The sequence below is a fragment of the Rhizobium sp. BK060 genome (assembly GCF_014193145.1).
Lineage (GTDB): Bacteria > Pseudomonadota > Alphaproteobacteria > Rhizobiales > Rhizobiaceae > Rhizobium.
In genome coordinates this window covers 24862-43349 of record NZ_JACHYW010000024.1, presented here as the reverse complement: position 1 = coordinate 43349, position 18488 = coordinate 24862, and the positions used below count along the sequence as shown (strand labels likewise).

General features: G+C 58.6%; 17 protein-coding genes and 1 tRNA gene. 7 read left to right on the top strand and 11 right to left on the bottom strand.

Annotated features, from left to right (window positions below):
- Nucleotides 1-6: 6 nt before the first annotated feature.
- Together FHT71_RS23265 and FHT71_RS23260 are read right to left on the bottom strand one after the other, a co-directional pair.
- Nucleotides 7-201: a hypothetical protein gene (locus FHT71_RS23265; protein ID WP_132592224.1), complete on the bottom strand. Its 195-nt coding sequence runs from the start codon at nucleotides 199-201 to the stop codon at nucleotides 7-9.
- Nucleotides 202-317: 116 nt separating this feature from the next.
- Nucleotides 318-680 carry a CAP domain-containing protein gene (locus FHT71_RS23260; protein WP_245505512.1) on the bottom strand — a complete coding sequence of 121 codons (363 nt, stop codon included), beginning with the start codon at nucleotides 678-680 and terminating at the stop codon, nucleotides 318-320.
- A gap of 651 nt (nucleotides 681-1331) precedes the next feature.
- Here FHT71_RS23260 and FHT71_RS23255 point away from each other — a divergent pair.
- The 5 genes from FHT71_RS23255 (at nucleotide 1332) to FHT71_RS23235 (ending at nucleotide 4481) form a co-directional block, all read left to right on the top strand.
- Nucleotides 1332-2030 carry a hypothetical protein gene (locus FHT71_RS23255; RefSeq protein WP_007801096.1) on the top strand — a complete coding sequence of 233 codons (699 nt, stop codon included), beginning with the start codon at nucleotides 1332-1334 and terminating at the stop codon, nucleotides 2028-2030.
- A gap of 264 nt (nucleotides 2031-2294) precedes the next feature.
- The gene (locus FHT71_RS23250; RefSeq protein ID WP_183722218.1) at nucleotides 2295-3164 is read left to right on the top strand and encodes a 3-deoxy-manno-octulosonate cytidylyltransferase; all 870 of its coding nucleotides are present in this window, start codon (nucleotides 2295-2297) and stop codon (nucleotides 3162-3164) included.
- Between the two features lie 399 nt (nucleotides 3165-3563).
- Nucleotides 3564-3640 (top strand) — tRNA-Pro (locus tag FHT71_RS23245).
- A 237-nt stretch (nucleotides 3641-3877) separates the two neighbouring features.
- Nucleotides 3878-4093, top strand: a complete 216-nt coding sequence (locus FHT71_RS23240) for a hypothetical protein (protein WP_132592230.1) — start codon at nucleotides 3878-3880, stop codon at nucleotides 4091-4093.
- 175 nt (nucleotides 4094-4268) lie between these two features.
- Nucleotides 4269-4481 carry a hypothetical protein gene (locus tag FHT71_RS23235; RefSeq protein ID WP_007801104.1) on the top strand — a complete coding sequence of 71 codons (213 nt, stop codon included), beginning with the start codon at nucleotides 4269-4271 and terminating at the stop codon, nucleotides 4479-4481.
- Nucleotides 4482-4508: 27 nt separating this feature from the next.
- Here FHT71_RS23235 and FHT71_RS23230 read toward each other — a convergent pair whose 3' ends face one another.
- The 5 genes from FHT71_RS23230 to FHT71_RS23210 are packed head-to-tail and all read right to left on the bottom strand — an operon-like array spanning nucleotide 4509 to nucleotide 9438.
- Nucleotides 4509-4802 carry a DNA-binding protein gene (locus FHT71_RS23230; RefSeq protein WP_132592232.1) on the bottom strand — a complete coding sequence of 98 codons (294 nt, stop codon included), beginning with the start codon at nucleotides 4800-4802 and terminating at the stop codon, nucleotides 4509-4511.
- A 10-nt stretch (nucleotides 4803-4812) separates the two neighbouring features.
- On the bottom strand, nucleotides 4813-6075 hold the full coding sequence (locus FHT71_RS23225) for an O-antigen ligase family protein (protein ID WP_132592234.1): 1263 nt from the start codon (nucleotides 6073-6075) through the stop codon (nucleotides 4813-4815).
- Entirely contained in the window at nucleotides 6072-7631 is a 1560-nt protein-coding gene (locus FHT71_RS23220) for an undecaprenyl-phosphate glucose phosphotransferase (RefSeq protein ID WP_132592236.1), read from the bottom strand. The genes FHT71_RS23225 and FHT71_RS23220 overlap by 4 nt, the downstream gene beginning before the upstream one ends.
- Nucleotides 7632-7686: 55 nt before the next feature.
- On the bottom strand, nucleotides 7687-8856 hold the full coding sequence (locus tag FHT71_RS23215; protein WP_132592238.1) for a glycosyltransferase family 4 protein: 1170 nt from the start codon (nucleotides 8854-8856) through the stop codon (nucleotides 7687-7689).
- Nucleotides 8857-8862: 6 nt separating this feature from the next.
- Nucleotides 8863-9438 (bottom strand): polysaccharide biosynthesis/export family protein, encoded by a 576-nt coding sequence (locus tag FHT71_RS23210; RefSeq protein ID WP_007801115.1) that lies wholly within the window; start codon nucleotides 9436-9438, stop codon nucleotides 8863-8865.
- Between the two features lie 191 nt (nucleotides 9439-9629).
- Here FHT71_RS23210 and FHT71_RS23205 point away from each other — a divergent pair, with 191 nt between their 5' ends.
- Nucleotides 9630-11780, top strand: a complete 2151-nt coding sequence (locus FHT71_RS23205; protein ID WP_132592240.1) for a Wzz/FepE/Etk N-terminal domain-containing protein — start codon at nucleotides 9630-9632, stop codon at nucleotides 11778-11780.
- Here FHT71_RS23205 and FHT71_RS23200 read toward each other — a convergent pair whose 3' ends face one another.
- Both FHT71_RS23200 and FHT71_RS23195 read right to left on the bottom strand, forming a co-directional pair.
- The gene (locus tag FHT71_RS23200; protein WP_132592242.1) at nucleotides 11781-13022 is read right to left on the bottom strand and encodes a GNAT family N-acetyltransferase; all 1242 of its coding nucleotides are present in this window, start codon (nucleotides 13020-13022) and stop codon (nucleotides 11781-11783) included.
- Between the two features lie 118 nt (nucleotides 13023-13140).
- Nucleotides 13141-13350, bottom strand: a complete 210-nt coding sequence (locus FHT71_RS23195) for a DUF2842 domain-containing protein (RefSeq protein WP_007801121.1) — start codon at nucleotides 13348-13350, stop codon at nucleotides 13141-13143.
- A 112-nt stretch (nucleotides 13351-13462) separates the two neighbouring features.
- Between FHT71_RS23195 and FHT71_RS23190 the strand changes: the two genes are divergently transcribed.
- Entirely contained in the window at nucleotides 13463-14566 is a 1104-nt protein-coding gene (locus FHT71_RS23190; protein WP_007801123.1) for a COX15/CtaA family protein, read from the top strand.
- Nucleotides 14567-14592: 26 nt separating this feature from the next.
- Here the strand turns inward: FHT71_RS23190 and FHT71_RS23185 are convergent, their stop codons facing one another.
- A complete protein-coding gene (locus FHT71_RS23185; protein WP_132592244.1) occupies nucleotides 14593-14991 on the bottom strand; it encodes a cupin domain-containing protein in 399 nt (132 codons plus the stop codon).
- 347 nt (nucleotides 14992-15338) lie between these two features.
- Nucleotides 15339-18164 (bottom strand): ribonuclease E/G, encoded by a 2826-nt coding sequence (locus FHT71_RS23180; RefSeq protein ID WP_132592246.1) that lies wholly within the window; start codon nucleotides 18162-18164, stop codon nucleotides 15339-15341.
- Nucleotides 18165-18488: the final 324 nt, after the last annotated feature.

Here is an 18488-nt window from a genome sequence, read left to right as displayed (position 1 = left end):
CTGCTGCTAGTGCTTGCGCTGTTGCTGCGCCTGCTTCTTCATGCGCTCGAAGGCAGCAAGCATCTTTGCCTTGACCGAACCCAGTGTTCCCAGTTCGTGGCCGCAGGTGAAGCAGATAAGTATATCGGTGTCGAGCGGCTCGGGTCGCTCGAACTTCATTCGGGTGTTCCTGCATTTCGGGCAGGGGATCTCGATCTGCATGTTCTTATCCAAGTCTAGCGTTTCGCAGGTCTCTTAATCGGGTAGGGCGGATCGAGCAAGCCTTTTGAGCTACCCCAATAGCGGCAGTTTCCTGCGGTTCGCAGGCGAAGGCAAAACTATCGACAAGCGAAGAAAGTCGAGTAGCCTCCGACCACGGATATTCCCGCATATCGCAGGTTAGGTCGAAGCAGGTTCGTGTTATGGCCCGGGGAACTCCTCCAGCCAGAAAAAAGCTGCTGTGGAGTCATATATCCAACACCGACGTTTTCCGAACACACCACACTGAGGCCCGCAGCTCTGGCTTGAGCCGATCTCTGGCGGAAGCCATCGTGGCTGATGGTTCTTCGAGCTGCTTGGTACAGGCTATGTTGCCGGGCCAACGCTTTCAACGTGCCATTTGCGGCGAGGGGAGATAGGCCACGGCTCGTCCTGTAGGAATTGATGAGAGCCAGCGTCTGGGTGCCAAAATCGCCTATCATCGTTGGCTGACGTGCCGCACTTATGCATGCCGAACTCAGAACCACAATTGCTATTGTTTTTAGGGTTTTCATGGTCGGATTTCCCCATCTTGGCAACGATTCGCCTTTGGCTGGTCTGCCACGGAACAGACACAAAGCAAGCGGTCTTGGCAACCCAGGTGCGCCACGGGACTGTTATATCGCGCGGACGGCCCGGCTGTGTTTTGCCGCAGAGGGCGCCGAGCGCTTGAGATTCCATAGGTTCGGTAAAAAAGTCGAGCCACATTGGGTTGTTACAGGTCTGTTCGCCGTGGCGCTCGAGGTGCCAAGCGTCGTTGGTGACAATCCGGGCGAAACACAAGGAAATTAGGTCAGAAACGGGTCCTCCGTGGGATCGGCCCATGACCGGCGGATTGCTACCGTCGATCCCTCGATGTTGCTGATATGCCAATATCAATCGCGCGTCTGGTCGCGAAGTGTCCACATCTTTCGTCGTTTAAGGTGAGTTTTGCTGTTTACATTTGTTGTTCACATTTGCTCAAATCAGATTTGAGCTTTGAAGCCCTTCTCACGCTCGACGTTACGATGCGCGAGCTAGCAATCATCGGCGCTGATAAGAACAGCGCCGAGTGTTCCATCGGCTTCTGACTACTGAAGAAAAGGGGAGTGTGCATGGCAGACTTATCAGTCTACATCGGTTGGGATTCACGCGAAGATATCGCCTATGAAGTTGCGAAGGAATCGCTGCTCGAACATGCCTCGATCGAGGTCGATGTACACCCAATCAAGCTGCAGGATCTAATCGACCGTGGTGTCTACACCCGCGCGGTCGATCCGCTGGCATCAACGGAATTTACCTATTCCCGCTTCTTCACGCCATGGCTTGCCGATTACAAGGGCTGGGCTTTGTTTTGCGATTGCGATTTCCTGTTCTTTGGCGACGTCGCTGACCTGCTGCAGTATCGCAATGAAGACCAGGCCGTTGCCTGCGTCCATCATGATTACACGCCGAAGGAAGGCGTAAAGATGGATGGCAAGATCCAGACAACTTATCCGCGGAAGAACTGGTCGTCGTTCATGCTCTTCAATTGCGGCCATCCCTCCACCCGCAACCTGACGCCGGAACGCATCAACGCCGAAACCGGCGCGTTTCTTCATCGTCTCCAATGGGCCGATGACAGCGAGATCGGAGAAATTCCGGAAGAGTGGAACTGGCTGGAAGGCTGGAGCTCAAAGCCGTCCGCCGGCTATCCGAAGGGCGTTCACTACACCAACGGCGGCCCTTGGTTCAAGAACTGGCAGGATGTCGAGTATGCTCAAAAGTGGCTCGACAAGGCGCTCGCGATCGATCCGCAGTTCGCTCCGGTGTGACGCTTGAATCTCGGCTTTTTCGTCAAGCTTCGTTCATTGGATCGGCGCGGGAGTCGGGGTGCTTGTGGGCTTCCGTATCGCCCGAGGCGCCATATAGGGACGAACAGTGTGGTGAAAGGATAACGGTGCCTTTTGGCGTCTATGTGGGAGCGCCGGGGCGCCTGGTGAAAACTGGGACAGGCGAAGAAGTGAAACGGAGAACGGCGATCGCGCAACTGCCTCCACGCGTTCCTTTAGCACGACAACACAAACATGGTTTGAACGATGAGCAGATCTGGCGCTAGCGATCTTGAAACGATGAACGCGACTCCTCCAGTGGAAATCAACACGGAGGATTGGAGATCGTTTTTTCTCGGCTACAGCGATATCGTCTTAGTGGCAAATAGCGACGAGGTCGACATCGACGAGCTCGCGTCGCGCTTTCCTGAGACGACGCTCTTCATCTTCTTCAACAAGGTCTACAAGGTCCTGAGCAAACCGTTTACGCGCAATGCCCTTTTGGTGTCGCGAAGCGGAGCTCTGGGAGCCAACCTTGTCAAAAGCGGCAAAGTATCCAAGGTTCTCCAGTACTTTGATAAAAGTAGCTTCCTTGGGATCATCAATCTGACCATCGGTGACAGCGAAAAGTTCAGCCCAGCTTCCGCATTTGGTGATGTGAAAGTCAGGCATCTGGATCTGACGGATGTGTTCGCTCGGTTTTATCCAACTGCAAGTCTGCCAACCACGGGATTTGCATTGTGCTTTTGGCTCGCCAATCTCCAACTGGGAGTAACGGTCACTCTGGCCGGCTTTTCGTCCAAGCGAAGCGAGCGCTATCAGGTTCTTGACGTTCATGACTGGACGTTCGAACAAGTGGTCTTGCGACTAATGTATCGGCGCGGGAAGATCGACATTATTGGCCGCGAGCGAACCAATTCCTATGCAGAGCTTTCCGCACACTTTCCAGAATACTCTCCTGCCGAGATCGCTTTCACGGCAAACGAGGTGCTGGCGGAGCGTCTCGTGAATTTGAGCTCATTCGTTGACAAGCTGATGCATGTGACGAGATTCCTCCGTTTCGTTGAAAGAACCTACAAGCGGCTAAAGCCAAAGACGCGCAAGGAACGGCGATGGGAGGCGATGGAACAAAAATAGGATCCATCGCGTCTCACCGGAATTGGGCTCGCTGCACTTCGGCATATCAATCATCGACGGCGCGCCACGGAAGCTGTTCACAAGTGAAACTATCCATCAAGGGATCTCAACCGGGAACACTGGCAGCCCTTACGTCCGTCTGCACATTCGGTTGATTGGCTGGCTTTGTGAAAACCACCAGGTGGCGCGCTGCTGAGCGCTGCCATGTTGCGAACGGCATCTCCAATTGGCCCAGTCGGCGTCGTTGACTTCGGATGAGAATGGAAGCGAGCTGCCCGTCGGATCTCCCCGGGATTTTCTGTGTTGAAGCGCGCTTATTCCTTTTTATTCACCAGTGGCGATTTTCCTCTTGCGTGTGGAATCCCAAAAGACTAACAGGATCAGGCCGTTTTGGCAGGTCGGGGCGTAGCGCAGCCCGGTAGCGCACTTGACTGGGGGTCAAGGGGTCGCTGGTTCGAGTCCAGTCGCCCCGACCATTTACTCAACCTTCGGCACCCCCAGAAGCCCGAAGGTCATCTCGCCTCCTTGATGGTACTTGTCGACGAATCAATTGTGCGGCGCCGACGCAATCGCGTTGTTCCGGCAGTATTTCCGATGCTGATGGCTGCCTGTCGAGGCTCAACGGAAATACCGCTGTCAGAAATTTGTCGTGGTAACTCGAATAATTATTAGTTTTCTGTAATATATGCCCCGCAAATGCTGGTGGATGACGCATGGCAGACCGCGAGACGAGCAAAACATGCCGGGAAGCGCTATCGGAGCCCTTTGGGGCTCTGGTTGAGAAGGCCGTGTCGTCGGGTTGGCCGGAGCACGAAGTCGCGCTGGCGCTGACCGAACTGGCCGAGACCTATGTCGTCAAGGTCAGCGCAAGGATCATCATTGAGGGCTCGCTCCAGTCGCAGCTTGCCTCGGAGCAGCTGAAGAACTGAGGCAGAACTCGCCCATCGGCAGGCTTGGCCTACGCCATTCACATAAATGTTTCCGCAAGAAATGTTCGGTTGATAAATTGCCGGCTCGCGCGCATAGTGGCCGCATCGTCGGCTATGGATGGGCGGTCGATGACAATTGCTGGTATTGATAGCCCCTGATGGGAGCTGTGGCGTCATGCTCAAATCCCCAGTTCTTCCGCGTGACCTGCCGCTTTTCTCGGACGATCTCGATCTTTTGTCCGGGGTGCTTGACGATGTCTGTAAGGACAGGGGGCTCGAGCGGAACACCTCGGCCGCCGAGACTATCGGCGCGCTTCTGATCCAGCTCTATCGACAGGGCGTCAGAGACCAGGGCAAGCTTTCGGCTCTCGCAAAGGCCTATTTGTAATTTCAGGTCTCCAAGAAAGATACTGGATTAATCGTCGTTCGCAGCGTTGAGGTTTTCCGGGCGGATGCCTTCATCGGCCCCCGTGCGCGCCCGCAATCTCACCCCTGGTCCGCCTTCGTCGTGATTGCCGCTGGCAATAAAGATAATGCCCGCCGCTTCAAGTGCTTGCTTGACGGCGAGCAATGCGTGTGGCTCCCCGTCCTGCTCGTCGCGTTCCATTGTTTCGATGGTGGCAGCGGGCAACCCGGATGCGGCTGCCAGTTGCTCGATGCTCATTCCGGTCATGGCGCGGGCACCGCGCATTTGTGTGGCTGTAATCATGAATCAAAGACTAGTGCGCCGGCGTTCGTTCGCAAGACCGACGTGTTGTAAGACGTCGTTTATGGCGCTGTTCGAGCGCAGCGCAGCCCCAGACGACGCCGAAAAGCAGGTAGACATGTCGCCAGTGGTCGATGTCGATGACGTTGCCGATTGCTGCATGCCCTAACACCCCGATCCATGCGATCATCAGATAGGGCTGCCACGGGCGATCCCTGAGGAGATTGCTGAACCCGAGATGGATCGTCCAGCAAAGCATTGTGACATAGCTGAGAAAGCCGAGCCAACCGTAGCTCGTTAGTGATTTCAGCCAGACATTGTGCTCGTCTTCCGGAAACATTGTGCCAAAGACCAGCGGACCGATTCCGAGTGGCCGTTCCATCATCATCGTGAAGCCAATGCGGTGGCGATCGAAGCGACCGAGGTGCTCGCCGTCATACTGCTGCACGAGCTGGGCGCGTGCCGAAAAGAGCGCGCTGACCTTCGGAAATTGCAATGCAACGACCAGCGATCCGATCAGTAGCATGATCGCGGCAAGCGACAGGATCAGGATCCGCAGGCGAAACGCGCCGCTGCGTTCCTTGAGCATCATGCAGAAGATCAGAAGGACAATGCCGAGAAGAAAAAGACCCCAGGCCGCACGCGAGAAGGACAAAAACACGCCAAGCGCCAGGATCAACAGTGCAAAGGCCTTGATCGGCGACGTCCTCAAGTTGCCGACGAGAATGCCGTGGACGAGGTAGAGGGATGGCGGGACCAGGAACGGGCCGAATACGTTAGGGTCCTGGAAGGCGCCCTTGGCACGATCGTAGAGCGTGAAGACCTCCGCGCCGGGGAAGGCGTGAAAGTAGCCGAGAATCCCGAGCATCGAGGTGATGACGGCGGCGAATGCCCAGGCATTGAAAATGAGCGGCAGGCGCCGATGGCTATCCTCGATAATCGCTGCATAGAGGATCGCTGTGAGCGCGAGAAAGGTTGAGACGGCGACATACATCGGTCCGGTCCCGAGATCTTTCATTTGCGTCAGCGAAAGCATGCCACCAATGTTGAAGGCAAGCAGCAGTGCCAGAAGCGGCACGGTGAAGCGCGAGATCCTAAGCCCCAGAATGAACCAGATGCAGAGAAGCGCGGCCATCCAGAGCTCATAAGGCGCCGGCTCGTCGATAACGAAGCCGGAGAGAAAGACGCCAAAGGCGACCATCGCCGAACCAAGCAGCCGCAACGTTGCTCGTTGCGGCTGGGCGACGCGCAGAGATGTCGCTTCGACCGCGCTCAATAGGCGTTTTCCGTATTGAACAACCGGAAGGGCGTGAGGAACAGGATCTTCAGATCGAGCCAGAGCGACCAGTTCTCGATGTAGTAGAGGTCGTAGGCCGTCCGGAACTTGATCTTGTCGTCGTGATCGACCTCTCCGCGCCAACCGTTGATCTGCGCCCAGCCGGTCACCCCGGGCTTCACGCGATGGCGAGCGAAATAGCCTTCCACGACGTCCCCGAAAGCACGATCCTTCGCCTGCGCAAGAATGGCGTGCGGGCGCGGGCCGACCAGTGAAAGGTCGCCCGTCAGCACGTTGAAAAGCTGCGGCAGTTCGTCGATCGAGCTCTTGCGGATAAAGCGTCCGATCGGGGTTACGCGAGGATCACCTTTGGTGACGGCGGCGCGACCGGTCGGATCGCCTTTGTCGGCATACATCGAACGAAACTTGAAGATGTTGATGATCTCGTTGTTGAAACCGTGACGCTTCTGCCTGAAGAAGACCGGCCCCTTCGAGGTCAGCTTGATGGCGACCGCTGTTGTCAGCATGATCGGCCAGAAAAGCGCCAGAGCGAGCAACGCAAAGAAGATGTCGAAGCAGCGCTTGGCGACGGAATCCCAGTCCCGGATCGGCTTGTTGAAAATATCGAGCATCGGGACGGAGCCGATGCGCGAGTAGGCGCGCGGACGAAAGCGCAGACGATTTGCATGAGCGGCGAGGCGGATATCGACGGGCAGGACCCAAAGCTTCTTCAACAGCTGCAGAATGCGTGCCTCGGCGCTGAGCGGAAGCGAAATAATCAGCATGTCAATGCGCGTGATACGGACGAACTCGACCAGTTCGGCGACCGTTCCGAGCTTCGGATAACCTGCGACCATGATCGGCGACCGTTTCTCACCGCGATCATCGAAGATGCCGCAAATCCGGATGTCATTGTCGGGCTGCTGCTCGAGGACCCGGATCAGCTCTTTGGCCGGTGCTCCACCGCCCACGATCACAGCGCGGCGCTCCATGATGCCGTTGCGCGACCAGTTGCGGATGCCGTAGGCGAACAGGAAGCGAGCTGCGAGGAGGAAGATCGCGCCAGCAACGAACCAGGCAAAATAGGCCGGCACCACGGTCGAGCCGACGTTGCCGGCGAATGCGCTTGCGCCAGCGACGATCACGAAGACCGATCCCCACACGGCAAAAACGCGTGGCAGCAGGCGCAAACGCGTGCGCAAGGCGGGGACGGAGTAAGTGTCGGCCGTCTGGAGCCCGCAGACGAGGAGGGCCGCAACAATTACGGCAGTGACGGCGCGTCCAAAGAGGGTCTCCGCCTCATTCCCCGGCCAGAGAAGGAATACGAGCAGCCCGATCAGAAATTGCGAAGCAAATTCCAACAGGCGAAACTGGCCGATGATGATAGCCGGCGAGCGGTTTCCCGCACTGAATTGCTCGGCGATCTGACGGGCATAGCTGTTGATCGGCTCCGGCTGGGCCTTTTTATCCGCGTCTTTGTTGTGCCGATTGATGTCTGAAACCTGTTTGCGTAGCGCATCGAGGTTAAATTGATCGCTCTTCTCTGCCTTGTTCATGAGGCTACCGCCGCTGGTTATCGGAACGGCATAGCAGGAAGCCCCTAAGAAACTTTTACGAAGCAACCGCAAGAGCTTGCCCGGATTGGAGCTCCAGGACGTCGTGGTACAATTTCAGGACATCATTGGCCATCACCGAGGCCGAGAAAACCGACTTCACCTGCTCCATCGGCGGCATCACGGCGTCATGCCAATCGGGGATGCGGATCGCATCCGCCATGGCGCGCGCGAGATCGTCGGAATCGTCAGGGTTGACAAGGGCCGGGCTATCTCTGCCCAATGCCTCGGGAATTCCGCCAACACGAGTTGCGATGATGGTCTTGCCGGCGCCGAGACCCTCGAGCACGATGTAAGGCATGGCTTCGGCGCGTGACGGCACGACGAGATTCTGGGACATTGCGAAGGCTTGCTGGACGCGCATTGCCGGCAGCATGCTGATCCGCTTGCCCAGGCCGCGTTCGATCATCATGTCCCGGTATCGGTCGCGGTCTGGTCCGTCGCCGACCATCACGGCCGAAAGCGGACGTCCGAGAATACGCTCCGCTTTCGCGAAGGCCTCCACAAAGAGATCGGGACCCTTAAGGTCCCGCAGCATGCCGACGTAGATGTAGTGGACTGCATCTGAACGGGTTGGGATGAGCTCGAAATCACGCTCACCGATCCCGTTGTAGATCAGCCGCGTTTCCGTCCGTGGTCGACCGACCTTCTTCGTATACGCATCGCGCTCGTATTCGCAGATGAAGACGAGGGCGTCGGTGAAGTATTCCTGCAGGCGCTCCATGCGGAGCACGAATTGCCCCATGAGCGATCTGCGGGAATAATGCAGGCTTCCGCCGTGCGCTGTATAGAGGCGGGCTACGCGATACCTGTTCACCCGCAGGGCTGAGCCGGCAAGGCGCGCGAGCACACCGCCTTTGGCGCCGTGACCGTGCAGCACATCCGGCCGCAAACTTTTGATGTTCTTGTACGTATCCCAGAGCATTCCGAGATCGGAGAGGCTGACGTGCCGCCGCATCGGCATGCGCGTCAAACCCATCGCCAGGAAGGGACGAATATCGTCGAATAGACGGTCTTCATGCTCGCCGCCCGTAGAGCTGTCGCAGAGAATGCCGACCTCGTGCCCCGCCTTGCTGTGCTCTAGCACCAGATCGCGGACATGGCGGAAGATTCCGCCAACCGGTGACCTGAAACAATGGAGAATGCGGAGCGGACGCTGTTCAGTCATCGCGGATCAGAACAGTCGTTCGCGAACATAGATGGTGTCGCCGGCTATGATCGCCGAAGAGATATTGACGCGCCCCGTGATTACTTGCCCGTTAATCTTGCGGGTCACATCGACCGCGCCCTGATTGGCGCGCGAGGTGAAGCCGCCGGCAACGGCAACGGCATTCTGCACCGTCATTCCGGGAAGGTAGGCGTATTGGCCGGACTGGCCAACTTCGCCCATAACGAAGATCGAGCGGTAGCGGTCGACGTCGATCGTGACGTCGGGATCCCGCAAGTAGCCCTGCCTGAGTTTCTGCGCGATCTGCCCCGATAGCTGCTGCAGCGTGCGCCCGCGAGCAGGGACTTGACCGACAAGCGGGAAGGCGATGTAGCCGGCCTGGTCGATCGTGTACGTGTTGGTCATGCTTGGCTGATCAAACACGGTAATGCGCAGCCGGTCGCCGCTGTCCAGCGAATAGGGCTGGATCGTCGCCTGGTTGAAGGCTTGGGGGGCGGGCTTGTAGCTATTGCAGCCGCTCAGGACCGCGGTCGTGGCGGCGAGGCTCAGAGCCATCAGGAACTTGGGCTGTGCGAAGGGCATCGCGTCTGCTCATAGGAAAACGAATTCGATCTCAGCCGTTATCAATCCGTTAGGGTTAACGGTCGGTAAAAACCGCCGATTTTTTTGACTTCGACCGGTCGATGTGCCGCCGGAGGGGCGGCGCAAACATTAACCGTTGGGTTACTATAGTGATTTACCCTCGCGGCCACGTTTGTTCTTGGAGTACAAGCATGTCCGGCGTATCGGGTAATCAGGATGTGGACATAGATCTTGGACAATTGGTCCGCGCCGTTTGGGCACGCCGGCTGAAGGTCCTGGCAATCACCGCGTTGGGGGCAGGGATCGCCTTCACGGGCGCTAAGATGATCTCCCCCAAGTACCGAAGCGAAACGCGCATCCTGATCGAGCCCCGTGCCCCAGCCTTCGCCAATGCGCAGGTAAACGATACCAATGCGGGACCATTGCTGGACGAGCTCAATATTGCGAGCCAGGTGCAGCTTCTCCAGTCCTCGGACCTCATCAAGCAGGTCATCAACGGCCAGAAGCTTTACGATTTGCCGGAGTTCGATGCGGCCGCGAATGGCTCGGCACTCACCGATATCCTGGTGGCGCTCCACCTCAAGAAAAACCCGTATGAGAATCCCCCCGAAGAGCGCGTGATCGACGCCTTCATGGAAAGGCTTCAGGTCTATCAGGTGCCGGGATCGCGCGTGATCGGCATTACCTTCACCTCGAAGGATCCGAAGCTCGCGGCGACAATCCCCAATGCAATGGCGGCGGTCTACCTTGCCACCCAGAGCGGCGCCAAGCTGGATTCGAATTCCGAGGCGACGCGCTGGCTGGAGCCGGAGATCGAAAATCTCCGCCAGAAGGTCAATGATGCCGAGCAGAAGGTGGCGGAATACCGCGCCGTGCACGGACTGCTGCCGACCAACGGCGGCTCGAATTTCGCCACACAGCAGTTGAACGACATTTCGGCAGAGCTTACCAGGGTCCGGGGAGAGCGCGCCAATGCCGAGGCGCGTGCTCAGTCCGTACGCAATGCTCTCTCCTCCGGTGAGCCATCCGATACATTACAGGACATCATGTCGTCTCAGTCGATCCAGCGGCTGAAGAGCACGGAGTCAGGTCTGCAGTCGCAGATCTCCGACCTGCAGACGTCGTTGCTCAATAACCATCCGCGACTGAAGAGCCTTCGCGCGCAGCTTTCGGACATCAAGGCACAGATTCGCCAGGAGACGCAGAAGATCCTCGCAAGCATCGAAAACGAAGCGAAGGTCTCTGCGGTTCGCCAAAAGGAACTGGAGCGGCAGGCCGACAAACTGAAGGCCAACAGCGCCCAGGCTGGGGAAGACGAGGTTGGTCTAAATGCCCTGACGCGCGAAGCCACGGCGCAGCGGCAACTCCTGGAAAGCTATCTCTCTCGTTACCGCGAGGCGGCGTCGCGCTCCGACAAGAATTCAAGCCCAGCCGACGCACGTATCGTGTCGAAGGCGATAAAACCCGTCGATCCCTATTTCCCGAAGGTTTTGCCGATCGTCATCGTCGCTGCGTTGGCAACCTTCATTATGACATCGATTGTGATCATGCTCGCCGAACTCTTCAGCGGTCGGGCACTCCGCCCCGTCGAGCCACCCGAGGAGAAGGTGGTGCGTGATGAAGCAGAGGAGCCTGAAGCGACGACTGCCGGTTCCGCCAGGCGGGTGGCTACACCGAGCCTGTTGGCTACACCCGCAGACGAGGAGCCGGTTGCCGAGCCAGTCGAGGAGGAAAGTGCCGTCGAAACGAACGAGTTCTCGATAGCATCTGTCTCGGGCTACCTTCGCGGCAGCAGAGCGCCTTTGGCCATCGCCATTTCGCCGACCGGCAATGACGGCTCGGCGGCAACCGTATCGCTTGTGCGCAAGTTAGCCGAGGATGGCTCGCGTGTCATACTAGTCGACATGACGGGCTCGGGGCTGCCGACCGACCTCATGGCCGAGGATCGCAACATGCTCGGCATAACCGATTTGCTCTGCGGGGATGCGGCCTTCGGCGATACGATCCATGGCGACAGCCGCTCCGACGCACACTTCATTCCGCAAGGTATCAGCGATCCGCGCCGGGCGATGCGCGGTGCCGATCGGCTGTCTTTGCTGTTGGACGCTCTGGTCTCGGCCTATGATCTCGTGATCGTGGAATGCGGCGCTGCCGACGTGGCCGGCGTTTCGCGCCTGACGCAGAGCAAGGACGTCGAAATCATCCTCTCCATGCCTGAGATCGTCGAGCCGGAGTTCGTGACCGCTATGACCGAGTTCGAAGCGGCCGGCTACGGGCGTGTCGTGCTGATGTCCGATAGCGACGAGCCCCTTGAAAGCCCGATCTCTCGGCATGCCGCGTGATCAAACGCCGATCATCCGGTGTATGCGCTGGACAAGCTGGTAGATCTTCTGGCGAGACTTGATGAAAGCTTTGCATCGTGTGATTGCCCGGTGAACGAGGCCGCCCACTCTGCCGCGTAACGAAAGCGGCAGAACAACGTCATAGTGCCCGGTTTCTACTGGTGCCCATGAGCGCTTATATCTTTGGTCGCCAAGGCCGAAGTCGAACAGGCCGACGCCCTTGCCATGCTGCCCGGCGATCATCTGCCAGAATAGGAATTCGCCAGGGCTCGCATCCGCCGCCAAGCTTTCATCGATTGCGCTGATTTGGCAGATGATGTGGTCGCCCTTGCGAGAAATACCAGCCAGGGCCGCGATATGACCATCGTACTCGCCCTTCAGGCGGATCGCGTGCATTTCCAGCCCCACCGTCTTGCTGTCGGGGTCGCGAATGTCGAGTGCGCCGTGCAGGAAAGCCTTGGTCTTTGAGTCTTCGAACGCATCCGGCAGTCCAAGCGCCTTGAATCGTTCGCCCTTCTGCTCGAAGAAGCGATCGAGCAGCCGATGTTGCTCATACGAAGTTCCGGTAGAAATGTAGTCGAACCCGCCGAGCGCCTCCAGACGTCTCAGCTGCGTTCGAAACTTCTTACGTCGGCCCTTTGCGCTCACTTGTTGGAGTGTCGTTTCCATGTCTGCCAGGAGCGGAAGATGGTAGGCGTGGTTCTGGTTCTGGACGATCGGCAACAGCGCTAGAGGACTGCGGCGTCCGCGCCATTCCAGCGGTATGTTCTGCAGCAACAGAAGGTCGGCGCTTCCAACCAGAGCGCGACGCAGCAACTCCGCGAATTTTCGGCGCTCGAGACCCTTGGCCAGCTCGATGAAGCGTGCTGTGAAGAGGCCCGTGTTGATGTTGCTGTGATCTGCACCGACAAATCTGGCGGTGCGGAAACCGTGAAACCTGTTTATCTCTATTGGCAGAATAAATGCGGTCTCTTCGCCAAGCCTGCCCCAGACGATCGATAGTGGGTTTCCATGGGCGTTAGTCCACGACATGCACCAGTCGTAACCTTGGTGTAGGGAATTCAGATCGTCGCGATCGAGCTCGCGCCAGAGCTCTTCCAGCGGTTCCAAGCCATCCAGGACGACGATATCGAGTTCCGTCACTGCAAGCTGCGCGGTCAGCGCCCGCAATTCGGAAATGCCCGCGTCGGATTCCCTCGAATGTTGCGCTTTATCTGGAACAGGAAGCTTCTGCGCCTGCACGGTTTTTCTCCGGTCTGACTTGCTAGCGCGGAGAATAGGGTAGCAGGGCATCCATTTCGTTTATGGGCCACGACGCACCGTGCTTTCCGTCGATCACGGTTATCCTGACGTTAACGGCTCACTGCTGCTTCGGCCCTGCCATCCATTTGATGATAACCATGGCGGGAAGAACCCACAGCAGCCCGGTCAGGAAAAAGTAGAGGAGTTGCCCCCACCATGGAGCGTTGCCGAGCGTCGCGACTGCGATCGTGTTTGCAAGCACCGCGTAGGCGAGTACGAGCACGACGATCAGGATCGTACCGATAAATTTCCGGAGGCGGACAGGCATCAGATATCTTTCGCACTGGTGTTGAACTGCCGCGACGGCATGCCGCAAAGGTTCGGGGCTTGTTTTGCATGAGCCGCTCAGGCAAATCAACTACCGGACGTAAGGAGCAGCCATGGCCATCGCGAACTTGAGCACCGAACAGCAGATATTGGGTGAGATACGCCGGCAGGAGGGCAATCGCCGGGCTGTTCGCATTTGGCTGGGCTTTGTGCTCTTGGCACTGTTCTGTCTCGTGATCGTCGGCGGCGCCACCAGACTTACGAATTCGGGCCTGTCGATCACCGAGTGGAAGCCGATCCACGGCGTGATTCCGCCTCTGAGCGCCGCGGAATGGGACGAGGAATTCAAGCTCTACCAGCGCATTCCCGAGTATCAGCAAATAAATGACGGAATGACCATCGACGAGTTCAAGGGCATTTTTTGGTGGGAGTGGGCCCACCGTCTGATTGCACGCGGCATTGGTGTCATCTTCGCGTTGCCGTTGCTCTATTTTTGGGTAACAGGAAAGGTGGAGCGACGGCTGCGCTGGCCTCTCTTCGGAATTCTGATGCTGGGTGGACTGCAGGGCGCGATCGGCTGGTGGATGGTATCGTCAGGGCTCTCCGTCCGAACCGACGTCAGCCAGTATCGGTTGGCAACGCACCTTGTCATGGCCTGTCTCATCTTCGCGTCCTGCATGTGGATCATGCGAGGGCTTTCCCCTCACTCCGATGATCCGGCGCCCACGCCGGGCTCGCATGTCTGGGCCGCTGTGATCGCCGTTTTTGCGTTTTTTCAGATCTATCTCGGTGCGCTCGTCGCTGGCCTCGATGCCGGCTTTACCTACAACACCTGGCCGTTGATGGACGGCTCCGTCGTTCCCTCCGACCTATTGATCCAGCAACCGGCCTGGATCAATTTCTTCGAGAACCCCAAGACGGTGCAGTTCCTCCATCGGCTGGGTGCCTACACCCTGTTTGCAGTGACGCTGGTCAACATGATCATTGCCCTTGCTGCAGCGCCGTCCACGACGCATGCTCGACGCGCCGTCGTTCTCTTTGTGCTAGTGATGGCTCAGGCGGCGATTGGAATCGCCACCTTGTTGTTGCAAGTCCCGCTTCATTGGGGGCTGCTGCATCAGGGCGGAGCCCTCGTGGTCCTTGGTTTCGCGATCGCGAACTGGCGGGCGTTTTACGGAGAATACCCGCACGAGACCGCGATTGCCGAGCGGGATTGAGGTGCGTCGAGCGCACTCACCAAGGCTCATTCGTCGGGCTGAACCAGCTCCGACACCTTCCTGACGACGTAGGTCGCAAGCTCGGATGCCTTGCCGTCGCCCACGTTCTTCGCCACATGCGCCACTCCGTCGGGAATGAACAAGGCCTGGCCGGCCTTGATCGTCAGGGGCTCTTTGCCTTCAAGTTGATACTCAATCACGCCGTCGAGGACATAGGCAATCTCTTCGCCTGGATGCCTGTGTTTGATTGACACCGCGCCGGGCTCAAGATCTACCCGAACCTGCACGGCTTCATGGCCAGGAATGCTTAGATCGCCTTTTACAATATCGGTGCGCTGGAGCTGTGGCTGTTGCGCGTAAGCGGGTTGCTCGGCAAGCGCGCACCCCATCAACAAAGCCGCCGCCATCATCTGTTTCATGTCCATATCGCCTCTCCCGTGCCTGCTGGCCATACCCGTTGATCACAGGTGTAATTCAACCGGAGACGTGTATCCCCGATGTGTCGACAAGGGTGGCACTTTGTAAGAGTACGTAGCAGCCTTCGTCAGCGGTCCTTAGGGGCCATCATCTGGCTATCAGCGGTAGGCATCCGGCCCGGAACATCTGCGCCGCGACAAACGCTTGCTCAGGCATGGTCGCGCTATCCAAGGTGGTTTTGACCTGCGCTCCTTCGCTACGGAGCAGGTGAGACGTCGATCTCACGAGAGCATAAAAGATCCGGCTGCGTCGCCGCAACCGGATCGTATTGCTTATTTATCGCCGAAGATCAGTCTTAGAAAAAACCGCGGCGCTGCCACCAGCCAGCTTTCTTCGGCTTGCCGTCACCTTCACTTTCCGCGGCATCGCTGCGCGTCGACTTAACCGTCGGTTCAGATGAAGAGATGTTCGACTCCCTGTTGGCGCGGACAGGCTTTGCGTCTTCGACGGCCGGCGTTGCGAGGTCTGCGGCTGCAGACTCGGCTTCAGCTTCCGCGGTCGGTGCCGCTTCCGCCGCGGCCTCTTCCACAACGGGCTCCTCGATCGGAGATGCCTTGCGGCTACGACGTGCGCGCTTCGGCTTCACGTCCTCAGTAACCGAGGCGCCTGTTTCAACAGCTGCCATCGCTGGCTGAGCTTCGACTGCTTCGTCAGCGGCAGCTTCGATCACCTCGGCGGCGGTTACCTCTGTCTCGCCATCCTCAGCACCGTCACTTGCCACTTCCGCCGCAGAAGCTTCTTGCTCGCCGCCTTCCTCGCGGTTGCGGCGGCCGCCGCGCTTGCCACGACGGCGGCGCTTGCGGCGCTGGGTCTCATCACCTTCGTCACGCGTTTCCGAGGTGGTGGCGACGCTCTGGTCGCCTTCATCCTCGTCATCGCTGCCGGTCTGGTCGCCTTCCTCAGCCTCGGCAGAGTTGCTGTCGGTGGCTACCGGCTCGCCGTTGCCGTTACGGCCCCGACGACGGCGGCGGCGCTTGCGCTTGCGGCCCTCTCCATCGCCTTCGGCGCGCTGTGCCGGACGTTCAGCGGCGGCCGGCTTGGCCTCCAGTTCCTCTTCTTCCTCCTCGTCGACTTCGACCACGATATCGTCGTCGTCATCGGGAATGGCGGCAAAGTTGAACAGGCTTTCGATCTTGACCGGGTTCTCGACCGGCTCGCCGCGGTCGATCGCAAAGTGCTGCGAGCCGACAGAGCCGTCTGCGTCGATAATGATCGCAACGCCGAAGCGGACTTCGTAGTCGACGATCGTCTGGCGCTTGTGATTGAGCAGGTACAGCGCAATATCAGGCGTCGTGCGAACCGCGATGTTGTGCGTCGTGTTCTTGAGCAGGTATTCCTCGATGCCGCGCAGGACATGCAGGGCAACCGAGGACTGCGAACGGACGTGGCCGGTGCCGCCACAATGCGAGCAGACCTGCGTCGTCGATTCGAGAACGGAAGCGCGGATGCGCTGGCGCGACATTTCGAGAAGACCGAAATGCGAGATGCGGCCGACCTGGATGCGGGCGCGGTCGTTCTTTAGGCATTCCTTCAGCTTCTTCTCGACGGCGCGGTTGTTGCGCTTCTCTTCCATGTCGATGAAGTCGATGACGATCAGGCCCGCAAGGTCACGCAGGCGAAGCTGTCGGGCGATCTCTTCGGCCGCCTCGAGGTTCGTCTGGAGCGCCGTATCTTCGATCGAATGTTCGCGGGTCGAACGGCCGGAGTTGACGTCGATCGAAACCAGCGCTTCTGTCTGGTTCATGATCAGGTAGCCGCCCGACTTCAGCGTCACCTGCGGCTGCAGCATGCGGTCGAGCTGCGCCTCGATGCCGGAGCGCGAGAAGATCGGGTGGATGTCGCGATAAGGCTGAACCACCTTGGCGTGGCTCGGCATCAGCATTTTCATGAAGTCTTTCGCTTCACGATAGCCTTCCTCGCCGGCGACGATGATCTCCCCGATATCCTTGTTGTAGAGGTCGCGGATCGAGCGCTTGATAAGTGAGCCTTCCTCATAGACGAGGCAGGGAGCGGTCGACTGCAGCGTCAGCGTGCGGACGTTCTCCCAAAGACGCATCAGATATTCGAAGTCGCGCTTGACCTCGACCTTGGTGCGATTTGCGCCCGCGGTGCGCAGGATGACGCCCATGCCCTGGGGCACTTCGAGCATGCGCGCGATTTCCTTCAGGCGCTTGCGGTCCTGCGGGTTGGTGATCTTGCGGGAAATGCCGCCGCCACGGGCGGTGTTCGGCATCAGAACCGAATAGCGGCCTGCCAGCGACAGGTAGGTGGTGAGCGCAGCACCCTTGTTGCCGCGTTCTTCCTTGGCGACCTGAACGAGCAGGATCTGGCGGCGCTTGATGACCTCCTGGATGCGATACTGCTTGCGCGGCTTGCGCTGGACGCGATCGGGAACTTCCTCCATGGCATCTTCGGCGCCGACTGATTCGATCACTTCCTCTTCGTGGTCGTGATCGTCGTCATCGTCGTCATCGCTGCGGCGGCGCGCGTCGACCTCTTCGGAGATCGAGTCCGTCTCGACCATTGCAGCCATCTCGTTGCCCGAGGAGCCTTCGTCATCGTTGTCAACAGTGGCTTCGCTGGCAGCCTCATCGCTTGCCGGCGCTTCGGCAGCCGGCGCTGCCTTCTTGCGGCTGCGGCGGGGCTTTGCCTTCTTGGCCGGTGCTTCCTCGGCAACTTCCGCAACGGCCTCGACCGTCTCGATTACGGCAGCAGTTTCTACCTCTGGCGCGGCTTCCGCTGTAGGCGCTTCGACACCGACGTCCGGCTGCTCTTGGGTGGAGAGATCGACCGGTGCCGTCTCGACATGTTCGACGTCGTCGTCGCGGCGATGCTCTTCGGCTTCGGCGCGAAGCAGGGCCTGACGATCGGCAAGCGGGATCTGATAGTAGTCGGGGTGAATTTCGGCAAAGGCCAGGAAGCCGTGCCGGTTGCCGCCGTAATCAACGAAGGCGGCCTGCAGCGAGGGTTCGACCCTCGTTACCTTTGCGAGATAGATATTGCCGCGAATCTGCTTCTTGTGCTGCGACTCGAAGTCAAATTCTTCTATGCGGTTTCCGCGAACGACAACAACGCGCGTCTCTTCCTCGTGAGACGCGTCGATAAGCATCTTGTCTGCCATGTAAGCTGTGCTCCTCGGCGCGGTCGAACGTCAGCATCCGCTTGTGTCGATGAGACAGAAGAGGTGCGGCTCGTCATTGCAGCGCCGGATAATGAAAGTCGCGATTGGTGCGGTGTGGAAGGCAGCAGCCAGACAGCAGCGGGGGAGATATTCTCCCGGGGCCTGTAGACTTCAGATAAAACCTGCTGCGACACCATCAAAGACCAAGCGAGATCGACAAAACTAAGACCTTGTTCAGGTCCGATGAGTTTGCTCTCTCTGTAAAGAGCGGTTGGTGGCTATCCACCGATGAAGTTCCCGCATACGCCGGAAAATTCAGGATCC

Bases quoted from the DNA above. Each gene is read 5' to 3' on its own strand.
- FHT71_RS23235 (WP_007801104.1), top strand. From the start codon at position 4,269: ATGCTCAAATCCCCAGTTCTTCCGCGTGACCTGCCGCTTTTCTCGGAC.
- FHT71_RS23265 (WP_132592224.1), bottom strand. From the start codon at position 201: ATGCAGATCGAGATCCCCTGCCCGAAATGCAGGAACACCCGAATGAAG.
- FHT71_RS23185 (WP_132592244.1), bottom strand. From the start codon at position 14,991: ATGGACATGAAACAGATGATGGCGGCGGCTTTGTTGATGGGGTGCGCG.
- FHT71_RS23255 (WP_007801096.1), top strand. From the start codon at position 1,332: ATGGCAGACTTATCAGTCTACATCGGTTGGGATTCACGCGAAGATATC.
- FHT71_RS23195 (WP_007801121.1), bottom strand. From the start codon at position 13,350: ATGCCTGTCCGCCTCCGGAAATTTATCGGTACGATCCTGATCGTCGTG.
- FHT71_RS23190 (WP_007801123.1), top strand. From the start codon at position 13,463: ATGGCCATCGCGAACTTGAGCACCGAACAGCAGATATTGGGTGAGATA.
- FHT71_RS23220 (WP_132592236.1), bottom strand. From the start codon at position 7,631: ATGAACAAGGCAGAGAAGAGCGATCAATTTAACCTCGATGCGCTACGC.
- FHT71_RS23260 (WP_245505512.1), bottom strand. From the start codon at position 680: ATGATAGGCGATTTTGGCACCCAGACGCTGGCTCTCATCAATTCCTAC.
- FHT71_RS23210 (WP_007801115.1), bottom strand. From the start codon at position 9,438: ATGCCCTTCGCACAGCCCAAGTTCCTGATGGCTCTGAGCCTCGCCGCC.
- FHT71_RS23205 (WP_132592240.1), top strand. From the start codon at position 9,630: ATGTCCGGCGTATCGGGTAATCAGGATGTGGACATAGATCTTGGACAA.
- FHT71_RS23180 (WP_132592246.1), bottom strand. From the start codon at position 18,164: ATGGCAGACAAGATGCTTATCGACGCGTCTCACGAGGAAGAGACGCGC.
- FHT71_RS23240 (WP_132592230.1), top strand. From the start codon at position 3,878: ATGGCAGACCGCGAGACGAGCAAAACATGCCGGGAAGCGCTATCGGAG.
- FHT71_RS23215 (WP_132592238.1), bottom strand. From the start codon at position 8,856: ATGACTGAACAGCGTCCGCTCCGCATTCTCCATTGTTTCAGGTCACCG.
- FHT71_RS23230 (WP_132592232.1), bottom strand. From the start codon at position 4,802: ATGATTACAGCCACACAAATGCGCGGTGCCCGCGCCATGACCGGAATG.
- FHT71_RS23250 (WP_183722218.1), top strand. From the start codon at position 2,295: ATGAGCAGATCTGGCGCTAGCGATCTTGAAACGATGAACGCGACTCCT.